Below are 14,597 nucleotides of genomic sequence, written 5' to 3'. Positions count from 1 at the left end.
GCAAAGTAGTCTACATCCAGGCAGAGACTCAGGAGACAGGTAGAAGAAACATGGACGTTGCGACCATAATCGGCATCGTCTTTGGCTTCGCGATGGTCGCCTTCACCATTGCCACTGGTGGTGCGCCCAAGTTCTTTCTTGACCCCAAGTCCATTCTCATCGTCTGGGGCGGCACAGCGGCGGCCCTTTTCATCAATTTCCCCATGGCCAAGGTGCTGGGGGTCATCAAGGTCGCTAAGCGGGCCTTCATGCATAAGCTGCCTGAAAACGTCGATGTCATCGCCACGCTCGTGCGCCTCAGTGCCAAGGCCCGCATGGAAGGACTGTTGGCTTTGGAATCAGATTTGGAAAAGATCGAGGACGAATTCCTCAAGAAAGGGGTTCGCCAGCTGGTGGACGGTGTCGATCCCGAACTGGTGCGCGCGCTGCTGACCACTGAGCTGGTCAGCCTGGAGGAGCGGCATGCCGTGGGTCAGCGCATCTTCAACGCAGCCGCAAGCTATGCTCCCGCATTTGGCATGTTGGGTACCCTCATTGGCCTGATTTCGATGTTGTCGCGCCTCAACGACCCAACCAAAATCGGCGTGGGCATGGCCGTAGCCCTGGTCACTACCTTCTGGGGCGTGGTGCTCGCCAACCTGGTCTTTCTGCCCATAGCCGGGAAGCTGAAGACACGCTCAGAACAAGAAGTCCAGCAGCGGGAGCTCATCATCGAAGGGATCGCTTCCATCCAGGCCGGGGACAATCCGCGCATCTTGAACGAGAAGCTCTTGGCGTTCCTCGCTCCACAACTGCGCAGCAGTGCCGACACGCTGGAAAAAGCTGGCCTCGGCGCCAAGCAGAAGGCGGCAGCATGATCGCACGGAAGAAGAAAGAAGAGGAAGCGGTAGGCGCGCCGTGGATCACGTCCTACGGCGACATGATGTCGCTGCTTCTTTGTTTCTTCATTCTCATTGTCTCCTACTCTGTTGTTGAACTGGTCAAGTTTAAGCAGGCCATGGGCTCGTTGCGCGGCTCCTTGGGCGTGCTCTCTGAGGAAGAAGGCCGCAGAGTAGTGAAGACCTCGACCCCTTCGACGGTTGATCGCTCGGTCATGAGAAAGGACCTACTTGTCATCAACATGCCCGGCAAGAAGATGGTCACCTTGCAGGCCAAGGAGATCGCAGGAGTGGGGGTCTTTCTTCTTGCCACAGGGGTGCGTTTTCGTATCGTCGATCCATTGTTGTTTGAGCCTGGCCAGGTGACGCTCAAGCCGACGGCTCACCAGATTCTCCACGACATCGCCGACATGGTGCGGGAGATCAACTGTGAAGTGCGCGTGGAGGGGCACACGGACGACTCCCCCACCGGCGGCAGCCCATACAAGTCCAACTGGGACCTTTCTGCGGCGCGCGCCTTGGCAGTCGTGGAGCACCTGGTGTACCAGGAGCGACTCGATCCCACGCGGGTGTGGCTGGCCGGGTTCGCAGAGAACCGCCCAGTGGCCCCCAACGACACGCCCGAGAATCAGGCGAAGAACCGACGAGTGGAAATCTTCCTCAACTGGGAGTCAACCTACGGGAGCGAGGGTGGCTTCAAATAGCCTGATCGAGGACAGGTAACGAAGGAAACAAGGACTATGAATGCACCAGATGGCGGCGATGAGTTGATCCTGGAGCAGCGAGGCGGGGTCCGCGCCGGCAGCGACGCCGACCCCGAGGTTCCCAAGACCGGGAAGGGCAAGGGTCTGGTGAGCAAACTGCTCATAGGATTAGGGTTGTTGGGGCTGCAGGCGGGCCTTGCGTATGCAATAATGATGCTGGTGGTGCTCCCCGCAGCGCAGAAGCGGGCGAGCGCACCCCAAGTGAAGCAAGAAACCGTACAGCCCGCCAAGGAAGAGAAGAAGAATCGCCAGACCCCGGCCGAGTCTGTGCCCCAGTCCTTGGCAGACATGCGCATCGAATCTCTGTTCGCGCTCGAGGACGTGGTGATCAACCCTGCATTCTCCGGCGGAGAACGCTACTTGGTGTTGTCGCTGGTCTTCATCTCGGACACCAAGGAGACGCAAAAGGAGATCGAACAGAAGTTGCCGCTCATCCAAGATAACTTGAACACACTCCTGTCGCAGAAAGGGGTGTGGTGGTACTCGAACTCGGAGAACCGAGAGGCATTGCGGGAGGAGATCCGCGTGGCAGTCAACGAACTCCTGCGCACGGGTAAGGTTACGCGGGTGCTCTTCACCAAGTACGTCATTCAATAGGCGGCGGAAGGCATGGTACCAGGAACTGGTCATCCCCGACGCGGGCATCGTGTAGGCGCGGAGAGCGTTGTGCAAGAAGGGGGCCGCGGCCGGACCAAGCAGGCGATCCCCTACGATTTCAAGCACCCGGGTCGTCTGACCAAGGACCAGCTGCGGGGCATACAAACCATTCACGAGAACTTTGCCCGCGCGCTTTCGACCTACTTGACGACCTTGCTGCGGACGGTGGTGGACGTGCGTTTCATGGGCGTGAACCTCTTTGCATTTGCCGAGTTTGTCGACTCGTTGCCTGACCCCGACTGCGTGTGGGTCTTCTCCCTGCCCACCTTGGAAGGGAAGGGGATGCTCGAGATCAGCCCCAACATGGTCTTGCTCATTGTCGAGCGCTCCTTCGGCGGTCAGGCTTCAGGCGAACTCCCGCAACGCCCCATTACCAGCATCGAACAGAAGGTGGCGGAGCGAACCGTGGAGCGTTGTCTTGATCTCTACCGCCAGGCCTGGGAGAGAGCCGCTACCCTCACCATCAAGCTGGAGAGCTTCGAGGCTGACCCGCGGTTGGCGCAGATCGCCTCGGCAAGCGAGACGTGCCTGCTCTTTTCCTGGGAAGTTGTGGTCAAGGAGGCCAGCTTCGGCCTCAACATCTGCCTGCCGCTCTTTGTCCTTGACCCTCTGCTGCGGCAATTGGCCACTCAGAACTGGTTGACGGTGTCGGCCAAGCGGAGCACTCCCGAGACCAAGCGACAGATCGGCGAGCTGCTCGAGACCACTACCATGGCCGTGCGCGTATTCCTGGGCCGCACGAGCATCACCCTCAAGGAACTCTTAGATCTGCAAGTTGGCGACGTCTTAGTGCTGGATCAGAAAATCAATGAGGGCCTGCTCGTGGAAGTGAACGGGGCAAAACTCCTCATGGGCAGGGCGGGTGTAGTGGGGCGGAGCAGAGCGGTGCAAATCATCGACTGGATTGACAACGAGGTGTAATGGCCATGGATGCAAGGGACGCCAGTTTCCGAGACCTCATTGGCAAGTTGGCCGAGGCCAGTACAGCGCAATTGACGGCCATCAGCAGCGTGCCGGTGCAGCTGGCCGTCAGCGATGTCGGGGGGTTTGACCCGCGCGTGGTGCGCGGGACCTTCTCTGGCCCGCCGCTGACCGTGCAGGTTGAATGGGCAGGGCAGGACTTGGGCGCGCTGATCTTTGTGGACCGGCAGTTCTTCTTGCAGGCAGCCGCTTTGATCACCGGCAAGGAGGCGCCACTCGATCCTGAGGACCGCGGCGACCGCGCTGAGCTGGAAGGGATCTTCCGGCTGTCGTTGGACGCAGCAAGCGAGGCGCTGCGCGAACTCAGCGGCGGAGACGTCCAGTTTGGCCCCTTGCATTTGCTGAGCGAGGCTTCTCCGGATGTTGGCGCCTTGACCGGCTTCAGCATGGCCTCCTTGGACGTATCCGTTGGCGAACTCGCTTCCCGCATCATCTGTCTTGCTTCGCCGCAGATGGTGGCAGACCTGTTGGGAAACGTCCAGGTGGATGCATCCGATCAGGAGGCGGCGCAGGGAGCCGAACAGGTGCGCGTGCGCCCGGGGGCTTTTGCGCCGCTTGAGGATCGGACTTACACGGTGGGCAGTGCCCGTAGCCTGGACCTCCTCATGGATATCGAGCTGCCGGTCTCGGTGGAACTTGGTCGGGTGAACATGACGATTCGCAGCATCTTGGGGCTCGGCCCCGGTGCGGTCGTTGAGCTTGACAAGTTTTCTGGTGAGCCCGTGGACCTGCTGGTGAACAATAAGAAGTTTGCCGAAGGAGAGGTGGTGGTGGTTGACCAGAACTTTGGCGTGCGCATCACCGCGTTGGTGGGTGCAGCCGAGCGCTTGAATGCGGCGCGGGAAGGGAGGTCAGAATGAAGCAATCTCCGGGGCGCAGACTGCGCAGGATGCTCTTGGCCAGTTCGGCTGTCGTTTTGGTGGGCGCTACCGCCGTCGTGGCCCTGCAAGGATTCGACACCCAAGCTACCTCGCCAGGCGGCCACCTCCGTCTGGCCGAGGGAACCGCACCGGGCCCGAACATGGGGATGCTGCTCCTGCGCACATTGCTTGCGCTTGGCCTGCTGGTGGCAATCATCTCTTTGGGTGCCTACGGGATTCGCCGCCTGGCCGGGCGGAACACCGCTGGTGCGCCTTCTTCGAAGATGCAAGTATTGGGCTCGGTCTTCCTTGGCCCCAAGCGGGCACTGTACGCAGTGCACACCTCGGACCGCGTGCTCATCATTGGTGTCACCGAGGCGCAGATCAGCCTGCTCACCGAAATTGCTGACCCGGAGAAGGTGGCAGCCTTTGTCGCCGGCACGACCAAGGTGCCGGCAGGGCGCCCATTCGCCTCGTACCTCAACAGTCTGTTACGGGGTTCCCATGTCGCGACGTCGTAGGAGAGTGCGGCGCCGGACCTCTCGCCGGCGGCTGCTGGTGCTCGCGGTGGCCTGCCTCACACTGCTCGTCCTGGTGGCAGGCGTGGCCGCGCAGGACCTGGGCATCCCCAAGATTAGCGTCACTCTGGACCGTGCCCAGAAGCCGGGCGAGGTGGCGGTGTCTTTGCAGATACTGCTTTTCCTGACGCTCCTCTCGTTGGCGCCTGCTTTCGTGATCATGGTGACTTCCTTCACGCGCATCGTGGTCATCCTGTCGTTCTTGCGCCATGCCCTGGGCACGCAACAGGCACCGCCTACGCAAATCCTCGTCGGGTTGGCGTTGTTCCTCACGGTGTTCATCATGAGTCCGGTGTGGAACGACATCAATCGCGACGCCTTGCAGCCGTACATGCGCGGCGAACTGCCGCAGAAAGAAGCCTTCCACAAGGCCGTGGAGCCGCTCCGCGACTTTATGTTTCGCCAGACTCGGGAAAAAGACCTGGCCTTGTTCGTCAGCTTGGCGAAGATGGAGAAGCCGGAAAGCCGTGCCCAGGTGCCCACGCATGTGCTCTTACCGGCGTTTGTCATCAGCGAGCTGCGTATCGCCTTTCAGATTGGGTTTCTCTTGTACGTTCCCTTTCTGCTCCTGGACCTGGTCATTTCCAGCCTACTCATGTCCATGGGCATGCTGATGTTGCCGCCGGTGATGATTTCCTTGCCCTTCAAACTGCTGCTCTTCGTCCTGGTGGACGGCTGGAATTTGATCGTTGGCTCGATTGTGGCTGGTTTTGCATAGAGGAGGTCTGCGGATGACCGAGGAGTATGTCCTTCACATCGCCTATCAGATGTTCTACACTGCGTTGTTGCTGGCCGCACCGGTTCTGCTGGCGGGCCTCATCGTGGGCGTGGCGGTGGGCATGTTGCAGGCGGTGACCCAGGTGCATGAAATGACGCTGACCTTTGTACCCAAGATTTTGGCGGCGGTGGTTGCGCTCATCGTCTTCATGCCATGGATGTTGCGCGCGCTCATCGGGTTTACCTTGCGCCTGTATGGCCAGCTGCCCATGTTGAGCAGGTGAATGGGTTCGTGGTCGAGCTGAAGCTCAACGAGCTGTTGTTGGCCTTTGTGGCCTTGGCGCGCATCGCCACGGTGGTGGCAATCTACCCTCTCTTCGGCCATCAGAGCGTGCCGACGGCGACCAAGGTTGGGCTGTCGCTCCTGCTGACCGCGTTGCTCTTTCCCTCGCTGCGAGGGGCACACGCCGCGTTGCCCGTGCAGGTGGTGCCGCTCCTTTTGGTGCTCGCCAAGGAGGTGCTGATAGGCATGGCCATAGGGTTCGTGGCAGCGATGCTCTTCGCGGGGGTGGAACTCGGCGGGACGTTGGTGGGCATGCAGATGGGCCTGGCCATCGTCACGACCATCGATCCGCAGACCCGCGAGCAGGCATCGTTGATCGGACAGGCGCAGCAGTTGGTTGCTCTGTTGCTTTTCTTAGTTATCGACGGCCACCACTTCCTGCTCAGGGCACTGTTCCATAGCTTCGACGCCCTGCCGATTCTTGGCGGTTCGCTGAGCGGCGGTGTGGTGGAAAAGGTGGTGCGCATGGCCGGTGGCATCTTCAGTGCTGGCGTGCGCATTGGCGCCCCGGGTATTGTCGCGCTCTTGCTGACGACGGTGGCGCTGGGAGTTCTGGCGCGCACGGTGCCCCAGATGAACGTGTTCTTTGCGGCGTTGCCTGCGAACATCGCCATTGGGCTGCTTGTGTTGGCGCTATCCATCCCGGTCTTTGCGGTGGCCTTCAGGAAGCTCTTTGCAGAGTTCCAGCTGGACCTGTTGGCCTTGTTGAGGCTCATGTAGCGGCGGCCGTACTATGCCCGAGTGGTCTTTTCAGGACAGGACAGAACCGGCAACTCCCAAGCGGCGACGCGAAGCCAGGGAGAAAGGCAATGTCCCACGCAGTGTGGAGGTCAATTCAGCCCTGATTCTCCTTGTCGGCGTCGCGGCACTGTGGGCAACGGGTGGGCTTTTCGTGAACCAATTGAGCAGAGTCACCAAGACGGTGCTCGGAGGAATGGCGGGCATCGAGCTGACGCCGGAATCTCTGCCGACCCTGGCCTTGGCCGGGGCAGAAGCAGCCTTTGCCATGATGGCCCCGATTGTTCTTGTCTTGATTGTGGTCGGTCTGCTGGCCAACGCGGCGCAGGGGGGGCTGGTGCTGTCCACCGAGCCTCTCACACCACGGCTTGCCAAGATCAGCCCTGTGCGTGGGCTGCAGCGCATCTTCTCTACGCGCTCTGGGGTGGAGTTGGCCAAGGGGTTGTTCAAGCTGCTCGTGGTGGCGGTGATTGGTTTTGCCACCATGCACGCGCATTTTCGCGAACTCTTTCCCCTGGTGGAGCAGGGAGCCGGGCAGATCATGTCCTTTACGGCGCGGGTGGCGTTCGACGTAGTGTTTCGGGCAGCCTTGGCCCTGTTGGTGATGGCGGTGTTCGACTTTGCGTATCAGCGCTATGAGTGGGAGAAGAATCTGCGCATGACCAAGGAAGAGGTCAAGGAGGAGTACCGGCAGACCGAGGGCGATCCCCTGGTCCGAGCGCGCATCCGCAGCCTGATGCGTGAGCGGAGCCGCAAGCGCATGATCGCCAGCGTGCCCAAGGCCGATGTCGTGATCACCAACCCGGTGCACGTGGCCGTGGCATTGATGTACCGCGTGCACGAGATGGCCGCGCCGAAAGTGGTGGCCAAGGGGGCCAGGCGCATCGCCGAGAAGATCAAGGAGGTGGCGCGCCAACATGACATCCCCATCGTCGAAAACCCCTGGCTGGCGCAGATGCTGTTCAAGAAGACCCAGGTCGGACAGGAGATCCCCCTGGAGCTTTACCAGGCGGTTGCCGAGATTCTTGCCTATGTCTATCGGCTCAAGAGCGGGCTCTACAGCAGAGCCTATGGCAAGCGAACCCTGTAGGAGGCTCTCTTAGATGGCTTCACCTCTGCGCTCCCTGGGAAGCAACGGCGACATCATCCTTGCGGTGGGCGTGGTGGTCATCCTGATCGTCATGATTTTCCCCCTGCCCACGCCGCTCATGGACTTTCTTCTGGCCATGAACATCGCCCTGGCCTTGACCATCCTGCTGGTGTCGATGTACATCACGCAGCCGTTGCAGTTCTCCGTTTTCCCTGGGTTGCTGCTGGTGGTGACCCTGTTTCGCCTGTCATTGAACGTGGCGACCACCCGCCTCATCTTGGGCAACGCCTTCGCCGGGCAGGTGGTATCGGCCTTTGGCAACTTTGTGGTGAAAGGTAACTACGTTGTCGGCCTCATCATCTTCCTGATTCTGGTGATCATCAACTTTGTGGTCATCACCAAGGGTGCCGGGCGCATCGCCGAAGTGGCGGCGCGCTTCACTTTGGATGCGATGCCTGGCAGGCAGATGGCGGTGGACGCCGACCTCAACGCCGGGCTCATCGACGAGGCTGAGGCGCGGCGCCGGCGCGATGAGATCAGCCGGCAGGCCGACTTTTACGGGGCAATGGACGGCGCCAGCAAGTTCGTGCGCGGCGACGCGGTCGCCGGTCTGGTGATTACTTTCCTCAACATTGTCGGTGGCATCATCATCGGCCTAGCGCAGATGAAAATGAGCATCGGCGAGGCGCTGCGCACCTACACCGTGCTCACCGTGGGCGACGGGCTGGTGTCGCAGATTCCGGCGCTCATTATCTCCACCGCCGCGGGCATCGTGGTCACCCGCACCGCCTCGGAGTCGAATCTTGGCCGCGAGGTGGTCACGCAGATCTTCTCCAACCCTCGCGCCATCTTCGTCACTTCGGGAGTGCTGTTGTTCTTGGCGATTGCCCCTGGGCTACCGACTGTGCCGTTTCTGCTGATGGCAGGGGCCACGGGGTTCATAGGCTACAGGGTCAGTGCCGCGCAGCGCCAGGCGGCGGCAGTGAGCGCCGAGCCCAAGAGGCCCGTTGAGCCGGAGAAGGAGGTCGAAGAATATCTCCGCGTGGACCCCTTGGAATTGGAGATCGGCTATGGCCTGATTCCTCTGGTTGACCCGGAGCAGGGCGGCGACATCCTGAACCGCATCGCGCAGATGCGCAAGCAGTTCGCCATGGAGGTGGGCCTGGTCTTGCCGCCGATCAGAATCAGGGACAACATTCAGCTGAAGCCGAACCAGTATGTGATCAAGGTGCGGGGCGAAGAGGTGGCGCGCCACGAACTCATGCTCAGTCGCCTGTTGGCGCTCAACCCAGGCACCGCCAGTGAGGAGGTGGAGGGCATCAAGACCGTGGAGCCGGCTTTCGGACTCAAGGCGAAATGGATCGAGCCCTCCAAGCGCGAGCAGGCCGAAGTGGCAGGGTACACGGTGGTGGAGCCGCCGGCGGTGCTCATCACGCACATGATGGAGGTGTTGCGCACCCAGGCGCACCGCATTCTGGGCCGCCAGGAGGTGAAGAACCTGCTCGACACCTTGAAGAAGGACCATCCCGCAGTGGTGGAGGATCTGATCCCCAACCAGCTCAGTCTGGGCACGGTCGAACGTGTCCTGCAGAATCTGCTGAAAGAGGGCGTGCCGATCCGCGACCTGGTGACGATACTCGAGACGCTGGCCGACTATGCGCCGATGATAAAAGACGTCGACACCTTAACCGAGCTGGTCCGGCAGAGCCTTGGGCACGTGATTGCCCGCAAGTGTCAGGATGAGGACGGCGTGGTACGGGCCATCACCCTTGACCCGGAGATTGACGACTTGATCAGGAAGATGAGCGAAGACATGAAACGCGGGGCGGCCGTCGACTTGGGCACTGGCGTGGCCCTGCCGCCCGACACCTTGCGGCAGCTCTATCGCGCCGTGACCAGCGAAATCGAAAAAGTTGTCGCGCAAGGGCGGCAACCGGTCATCGTTACTTCCCCGCAGTCACGCATCTATTTCCGCAGGCTCATCGAGCCGGTGTTGCCCAACGTGGCGGTGGTGTCGTTTGCGGAGCTCCCCGCCTCGGTGAACGTCGAGTCGATTGGAACAGTGAGGCTCAGGCATGATCGTGAAGCGGTACCGAGCCCGGTCGGTGCATAGAGCGCTCGCCCAGGTAAAGGCGGAACTGGGCGAAAACGCCGTCATCTTGAAAACCTACAAGGTGCCGAAGCAGGGCATCCTTTCTTGCCTGTACCCGGAGGAGGTCGAGGTTGTCGCCGCGATCGAGGACCCCGCAAAGGCAGCCCAGCTCCACCAGAAACAGGAAGGCTCCAGCCCGCGCGATAGGTGCCAGAGCTTCGACCGCTTCATGTCCCTGTCGGCCGAGCTATGTCTGCAGGTGGACTCTGGCAACGGGGCCCCGGGGCGAAATGCTGTAAACCGGCCAGAGAGCGGCGCAGCGCCTCAGCAGGCGCGCTCCGTGCAGCGGCCGCTTGTCCCCGACTCTGTTCTGGCCAGGGAGCGCACGGCGTTGGTCAGGAGCGGCGTCCACCCAAGGATAGCGGCGCGCTTGGTGCGCACGGCAGCCTACACCCTTGGCGGCGATGAGCCGGCCAGCTGCGAGCGACTCCGCGAGCGCATCTTGCTGCAGATTGCCGGACTCATTCGCACGGCCGGTCCGCTCAATTGCCGGAGCGGCACGCCAAAAGTGGTGGCCTTCGTCGGCCCCACCGGAGTGGGCAAGACCACCACTCTTGCCAAGTTAGCAGTGAGCGGCAAGTACCACTACAAGAAAAAGATTGCCCTGATCTCGGCCGACACCTATCGCATGGCAGCTTTGGAGCACCTGAACACCTTCGCCGGCATCGCGCAATTGCCCATGAGTGCCGTGTACACGCCGGAGGAGCTGCGCGCTGCCATTGACTCGCACCGGGCGTGCGACCTCATCCTGATCGACACCGCGGGCCGCGGGCAGAGCGATGAGGAGCACATCGCCGAATTGAAGCAGATTCTCCAGGCTGTGCAAGGCGTGGAGGTGCACCTGGTGCTGCCGGCCAATATGAAGGGTGCCGACCTTGTGGCCAATGCGCGGCGCTTCGATGCCCTGCCGGTGCACAACCTGATCGTGACAAAGGTGGACGAGACCAGGACGCTGGGGTCGTTGCTCAATGTGCTGGGCAAGATCGGCAAGCCCATTTCCTACATCACCACGGGACAGAGCATCCCCGAGGACATTGAGCTGGCCAATCCGCAACGGCTGGCGCGCATGATGGTGAGGTGGTGAACAATGCGGCGCGAACAGTTAGCGACAGTGCGCGAAATCGTCCGCCACTCCCAAGAGACCGTGTGCAGGCTGATGGCAGTGGGCAGCGGCAAAGGGGGTGTTGGCAAGACAAACGTGGCCATCAATCTCAGCCTGGCCCTGGTGCAATTGGGGAAGAAGGTCTTGCTGGTCGATGCCGACCACAGTTTGGCCAACATCGATCTCCTCCTGGGGGTGACAGCTCCCAATAGCTGGCAGGAGGTCATGCTGGGTGAGAAGAACCTCGAGCGAGCGCTCTTTCACTACGACGGTGGCCTCGTGGTCCTTCCCGGGAGCACGGGATTGAGCGAGCTGTACGCGGGGCAACCGTCCCCGGCACGCTGGCTGATGGAGCAGCTCGGGCCGCTGCGCCGGCACCACGACTTTGTCATTCTCGACACGGCGGCAGGCCTGACCATGGAAATCGTCGAAGTGCTGGTCTGCACCGACGAGGTGCTGGTGGTGACGACGCCTGAGCCCACGGCCATCAACGACGCCTATGCGCTGGCGAAGGTCCTGCACCATGCGCGGCCCGAGCTGCCGTGGCGGCTGCTGTTGAACATGGTGGAATCGCGGCAGGAGGCAGATGAGGTGTGGGAGAGGTTTGCGCTGGTGGTGCGGCACTTCCTCGGTCGCGAGATTGCCTATGCGGGCCACGTCATCGCCGATTGGAGTGTGCCGCAGGCGGTCAAGCGGCAGCGCCCCCTGCTGCTTGAGTATCCAGTGGCTGCGGCCTCAGAATGTATTCGCGAGGTGGCGCGGAGGCTGGTGCACGCGCCGCTCTCGGCTGCCGGAGGAAATATCCAATGCGCCATCTGATTGTCGCGCTGGCAGCGTCGCTCGCGTTCCTGACCATCGTCATGTGCGTGTTCGGCGGCGTCTCGTTCTCGACAATGATGATGCGGGCGGCCGTGGTCGGTGGGGTGGCGCTGGTGGTGGGGTTCATCGTGGTGAGCATATGGGTGGCCTTCTCCCTGGTGGGCACACGCAAGGAAGCGCCGCCGGCGGGGCAGACTATCCCAACGAGCCAATCGACTGACAAGAGCCCCGGGCGTTGAACTTAGGGAAGTGGGACGAAGGTGGTGAAGGGCAGAGGTTCCCAAATCGTCGCCAGATACGCGACTGCAGAGCAGCTCTCCGAGCGCGAGCGGTGTATCCTCCGTTATCTGCCGCTGGTGAAGCGGGTCATCGGCCGGATGTTCGCCACGCTGCCTTCCTTTGTCGATCGCAAGGAGCTGTTTCAGGCCGGGGTCGTGGGGCTCATCCAGGCCATCGACCAGTACGACCCCTCGGTGGGCACAAAGTTGGAGAGCTATGCCATACCACGCATTCGTGGGGCGATTCTGGACAGCCTGCGCGAGATGGACTGGGCGCCGCGTTCCTTGCGCCACAAAGCATCGCTCATCGAACGGGCTATCGACCACCTGTGCGCCAAGCTTGGGCGGTCGCCCTCGGAGGAAGAGATCGCTAAAGAGCTTGGAGTGGACCTGGAGCGGTATCGCACCATGCTGGGGGAGGTGAGTGCGGCGCACTTGCTCTCCTTGGATCACCCCTTCTGGGAAACAGAGGAAGCCGAATGGGTGGACGAGGAGGTGCGGCTGAGCGATCCTGCGGCGCACATCGACGAGCAGGTGGACCGCCAGGGGTTGCAAGAGAGAGTAGTGGCGCTGCTGCGCGCCCTGCCCGAGCGTGAACGGCTTATCATGGTGCTCTACTACTACGAGGAGCTGACTTTCAAGGAGATTGCCGCGATTTTGGGGGTCACCGAGTCGCGGGTCTGTCAGCTTCACACGCAGATTGTCTTGAGCATCCGCAGCCAACTGCGGAGGGATGAGCGGATGAGCACATAGGGGAGCAAACTATGGCCGACTCTCTGGACAATGCCCGTCCCCTGGCGCCGCTGCCGGCCGACACCGACTACCGCGTCATGCCCAGGGTGCGCGAGCAAGACCGGGAACGTCGCTTCGACTCCCTTTTCCAGGAACGACAAGGGAATCGCAAGGAGCCAGAACGGGAACTGGAGCAGACGAGCCCTGCGGAGGTTGACACCTTCGAGCGGCACGACGCCGCGCCGCTCACTTCGCAAGGTGAGGCAGGCAAGGAGAGCAAGAGCCACTTGGGACAAAACCTGGACATTTCGGCATAAGGCAGGAGCGCATATGATCAAGGGATTCGAGTACTCCACAGAAGGGATGAACGCCACGATGTTGGTGCAGGACATCATCGCCAACAACTTGGCCAACGTGAGCACCACAGGCTTCAAGAGCGGGAAGCTATTCATCTCTCTGCTGGAGCAGGCGGACGCCAGCGCCCAGTTGCAGGAGAAAGAGGGCTTCGATCTCAGCCAGGGCGCCCTGAAAAAGACCGACAACCCGTGGGACCTCGCCCTCGAAGGCCCTGGGTTCTTCGTGGTGCAGTCGGCGCGGGGCACATTCCTCACCAGGAATGGCGCGTTCGCTCCTGATGCAGAGGGCTACCTGGTCACCCAAGATGGTTCTTTTGTTTTGGGAGAGCGCGGGCGCATCCTGGCAGGCGAAGGGGTCACCATCGGCCAGCAGGGCGAGGTGATGAAGGATGGGGTGCAAGTGGATCGCCTGCGCATCGTGCATTTTGCCGACGCCCGCGTCATCGAGCGCCACGGCCAGGGCCTGTTCGTCGTGGCGGTCGACGTCTCGCCCACAGAACCCCCGGCTGAGACGCGGGTGCATCAGGGCTACCTGGAGCAGTCCAACGTCGACCCGCTGCGGGAGATGGTGGCGATGATGTATGCCTTCCGTCTGTTCGAGGCCGACGCCAAGGCGCTGAAGAGTCAGGATGACACCCTTGGCCGCGCCGTCAACGAAGTGGCGCAGGTCAAGTAACCGAAAAGGCAAGAAAGGAGTTGGGCAATGAACCGCGCGATGCACGCCGCTGCTACAGGAATGAATGCGCAGCAGCTCTACATCGACACCATAGCGAACAACTTAGCCAACGTGAACACCACCGGGTACAAGAGGAGCAAGGTGGAGTTTCAGGACCTGCTCTACGAGACGATTCGGCCGGCCGGAGCGGTGACCACTTCCGGGGTGGAGACGCCGGTGCAGCTGCAGGTGGGGTGTGGTACGCGACCGGTGGCCACGCCCCGCATCTTCACCCAGGGCGACCTCACCTCTACCGGCAATGCCTTGGACCTGGCCATCCAGGGGGATGGCTTTTTCCAGATTCACCGTCCGGATGGAGTGACCGTCTACACGCGGGATGGGTCGTTCAAGGTCTCGGCGGATGGGAAACTCGCTACGGCGGCCGGCTATGTGGTGCAGCCAGAGATCAGCCTCCCTCTGGAGACGCAGAGCGTGCACATTGGCCGAGACGGCACAGTCACCGTGACGGTAGCAGGGAGCAGCGAGCCTTACGAGGTTGGCCAGCTGGAGCTCGCCCGCTTCATCAATCCTGCCGGGTTGAAGAGCATCGGCGACAATCTCTACGAGATGACCGTTGCCTCCGGGGAGCCGATCCTTGGCACGCCACAGAGCGAGGGCTTCGGCGAGGTGCTGCAGGGCTATTTGGAGGCCTCCAACGTGGAAGTGGTTGAGGAGATGGTGAGCATGATCGTCGCGCAGCGTGCCTACGAAATCAACTCCAAAGCGATCCGCACCGCCGACGACATGCTGGGCATCGTTACCAACCTGAAACGGTAAGGCCATGTCCCGGCGATTCCGCCACATCACTTGCTGGCTTGTGGTCCTCCTAGGGGCCGC

18 protein-coding genes are annotated in these 14,597 nt (G+C 61.6%); all 18 read left to right on the top strand.

Going from position 1 to position 14,597, the window contains the following annotated elements; translation table 11 throughout:
* Window positions 1-50 precede the first annotated feature (50 nt).
* The 18 genes from NUW13_03790 to flgG all read left to right on the top strand — a co-directional run bounded on the left by NUW13_03790 (window position 51) and on the right by flgG (window position 14,537).
* A complete protein-coding gene (locus NUW13_03790) occupies window positions 51-857 on the top strand; it encodes a motility protein A (protein MCR4438148.1) in 807 nt (268 codons plus the stop codon).
* Entirely contained in the window at window positions 854-1,582 is a 729-nt protein-coding gene (locus NUW13_03785; protein ID MCR4438147.1) for a flagellar motor protein MotB, read from the top strand. Before NUW13_03790 ends, NUW13_03785 begins: the two co-directional genes overlap by 4 nt.
* Window positions 1,583-1,618: 36 nt before the next feature.
* Window positions 1,619-2,239: a flagellar basal body-associated FliL family protein gene (locus NUW13_03780; protein ID MCR4438146.1), complete on the top strand. Its 621-nt coding sequence runs from the start codon at window positions 1,619-1,621 to the stop codon at window positions 2,237-2,239.
* A 69-nt stretch (window positions 2,240-2,308) separates the two neighbouring features.
* Complete coding sequence (fliM, locus tag NUW13_03775; GenBank protein ID MCR4438145.1) at window positions 2,309-3,220, top strand: flagellar motor switch protein FliM; 912 nt, start codon at window positions 2,309-2,311, stop codon at window positions 3,218-3,220.
* 5 nt (window positions 3,221-3,225) lie between these two features.
* A complete protein-coding gene (gene fliN / locus NUW13_03770) occupies window positions 3,226-4,140 on the top strand; it encodes a flagellar motor switch protein FliN (GenBank protein ID MCR4438144.1) in 915 nt (304 codons plus the stop codon).
* A complete protein-coding gene (locus NUW13_03765; GenBank protein MCR4438143.1) occupies window positions 4,137-4,661 on the top strand; it encodes a flagellar biosynthetic protein FliO in 525 nt (174 codons plus the stop codon). The genes fliN and NUW13_03765 overlap by 4 nt, the downstream gene beginning before the upstream one ends.
* On the top strand, window positions 4,645-5,436 hold the full coding sequence (gene fliP / locus NUW13_03760) for a flagellar type III secretion system pore protein FliP (GenBank protein MCR4438142.1): 792 nt from the start codon (window positions 4,645-4,647) through the stop codon (window positions 5,434-5,436). Before NUW13_03765 ends, fliP begins: the two co-directional genes overlap by 17 nt.
* 13 nt (window positions 5,437-5,449) lie before the next feature.
* The gene (fliQ, locus tag NUW13_03755) at window positions 5,450-5,719 is read left to right on the top strand and encodes a flagellar biosynthesis protein FliQ (protein ID MCR4438141.1); all 270 of its coding nucleotides are present in this window, start codon (window positions 5,450-5,452) and stop codon (window positions 5,717-5,719) included.
* Between the two features lie 8 nt (window positions 5,720-5,727).
* Window positions 5,728-6,498: a flagellar biosynthetic protein FliR gene (gene fliR / locus NUW13_03750; protein MCR4438140.1), complete on the top strand. Its 771-nt coding sequence runs from the start codon at window positions 5,728-5,730 to the stop codon at window positions 6,496-6,498.
* A gap of 13 nt (window positions 6,499-6,511) precedes the next feature.
* Window positions 6,512-7,606 (top strand): flagellar biosynthesis protein FlhB, encoded by a 1,095-nt coding sequence (gene flhB, locus NUW13_03745; GenBank protein MCR4438139.1) that lies wholly within the window; start codon window positions 6,512-6,514, stop codon window positions 7,604-7,606.
* Window positions 7,607-7,619: 13 nt separating this feature from the next.
* Window positions 7,620-9,719 (top strand): flagellar biosynthesis protein FlhA, encoded by a 2,100-nt coding sequence (flhA, locus tag NUW13_03740; GenBank protein MCR4438138.1) that lies wholly within the window; start codon window positions 7,620-7,622, stop codon window positions 9,717-9,719.
* A complete protein-coding gene (gene flhF, locus NUW13_03735; protein ID MCR4438137.1) occupies window positions 9,682-10,842 on the top strand; it encodes a flagellar biosynthesis protein FlhF in 1,161 nt (386 codons plus the stop codon). Before flhA ends, flhF begins: the two co-directional genes overlap by 38 nt.
* 3 nt (window positions 10,843-10,845) lie before the next feature.
* Window positions 10,846-11,679: an AAA family ATPase gene (locus NUW13_03730; protein ID MCR4438136.1), complete on the top strand. Its 834-nt coding sequence runs from the start codon at window positions 10,846-10,848 to the stop codon at window positions 11,677-11,679.
* Window positions 11,667-11,918 carry a hypothetical protein gene (locus NUW13_03725; GenBank protein ID MCR4438135.1) on the top strand — a complete coding sequence of 84 codons (252 nt, stop codon included), beginning with the start codon at window positions 11,667-11,669 and terminating at the stop codon, window positions 11,916-11,918. Before NUW13_03730 ends, NUW13_03725 begins: the two co-directional genes overlap by 13 nt.
* Window positions 11,919-11,939: 21 nt before the next feature.
* A complete protein-coding gene (locus NUW13_03720; GenBank protein ID MCR4438134.1) occupies window positions 11,940-12,710 on the top strand; it encodes a FliA/WhiG family RNA polymerase sigma factor in 771 nt (256 codons plus the stop codon).
* Window positions 12,711-12,721: 11 nt separating this feature from the next.
* Entirely contained in the window at window positions 12,722-13,006 is a 285-nt protein-coding gene (locus NUW13_03715; protein MCR4438133.1) for a hypothetical protein, read from the top strand.
* A gap of 13 nt (window positions 13,007-13,019) precedes the next feature.
* Window positions 13,020-13,721, top strand: coding sequence for a flagellar hook-basal body protein (locus tag NUW13_03710; protein ID MCR4438132.1), 702 nt, complete (start codon window positions 13,020-13,022; stop codon window positions 13,719-13,721).
* A gap of 27 nt (window positions 13,722-13,748) precedes the next feature.
* Window positions 13,749-14,537 (top strand): flagellar basal-body rod protein FlgG, encoded by a 789-nt coding sequence (gene flgG / locus NUW13_03705; GenBank protein MCR4438131.1) that lies wholly within the window; start codon window positions 13,749-13,751, stop codon window positions 14,535-14,537.
* Window positions 14,538-14,597: the final 60 nt, after the last annotated feature.

The organism is candidate division KSB1 bacterium (assembly GCA_024655945.1).
Lineage (GTDB): Bacteria > Zhuqueibacterota > Zhuqueibacteria > JANLFK01 > Oleimicrobiaceae > Oleimicrobium.
This window is presented reverse-complemented; position numbering and strand designations above follow the sequence as displayed.

Excerpts from the sequence above, each read along its gene's own strand:
- NUW13_03790 (MCR4438148.1), top strand. The coding sequence starts at position 51 with ATGGACGTTGCGACCATAATCGGCATCGTCTTTGGCTTCGCGATGGTC.
- NUW13_03785 (MCR4438147.1), top strand. The coding sequence starts at position 854 with ATGATCGCACGGAAGAAGAAAGAAGAGGAAGCGGTAGGCGCGCCGTGG.
- NUW13_03780 (MCR4438146.1), top strand. The coding sequence starts at position 1,619 with ATGAATGCACCAGATGGCGGCGATGAGTTGATCCTGGAGCAGCGAGGC.
- fliN (MCR4438144.1), top strand. The coding sequence starts at position 3,226 with ATGGATGCAAGGGACGCCAGTTTCCGAGACCTCATTGGCAAGTTGGCC.
- NUW13_03765 (MCR4438143.1), top strand. The coding sequence starts at position 4,137 with ATGAAGCAATCTCCGGGGCGCAGACTGCGCAGGATGCTCTTGGCCAGT.
- fliP (MCR4438142.1), top strand. The coding sequence starts at position 4,645 with ATGTCGCGACGTCGTAGGAGAGTGCGGCGCCGGACCTCTCGCCGGCGG.
- fliQ (MCR4438141.1), top strand. The coding sequence starts at position 5,450 with ATGACCGAGGAGTATGTCCTTCACATCGCCTATCAGATGTTCTACACT.
- flhB (MCR4438139.1), top strand. The coding sequence starts at position 6,512 with ATGCCCGAGTGGTCTTTTCAGGACAGGACAGAACCGGCAACTCCCAAG.
- flhA (MCR4438138.1), top strand. The coding sequence starts at position 7,620 with ATGGCTTCACCTCTGCGCTCCCTGGGAAGCAACGGCGACATCATCCTT.
- flhF (MCR4438137.1), top strand. The coding sequence starts at position 9,682 with ATGATCGTGAAGCGGTACCGAGCCCGGTCGGTGCATAGAGCGCTCGCC.
- NUW13_03730 (MCR4438136.1), top strand. The coding sequence starts at position 10,846 with ATGCGGCGCGAACAGTTAGCGACAGTGCGCGAAATCGTCCGCCACTCC.
- NUW13_03725 (MCR4438135.1), top strand. The coding sequence starts at position 11,667 with ATGCGCCATCTGATTGTCGCGCTGGCAGCGTCGCTCGCGTTCCTGACC.
- NUW13_03715 (MCR4438133.1), top strand. The coding sequence starts at position 12,722 with ATGGCCGACTCTCTGGACAATGCCCGTCCCCTGGCGCCGCTGCCGGCC.
- NUW13_03710 (MCR4438132.1), top strand. The coding sequence starts at position 13,020 with ATGATCAAGGGATTCGAGTACTCCACAGAAGGGATGAACGCCACGATG.
- flgG (MCR4438131.1), top strand. The coding sequence starts at position 13,749 with ATGAACCGCGCGATGCACGCCGCTGCTACAGGAATGAATGCGCAGCAG.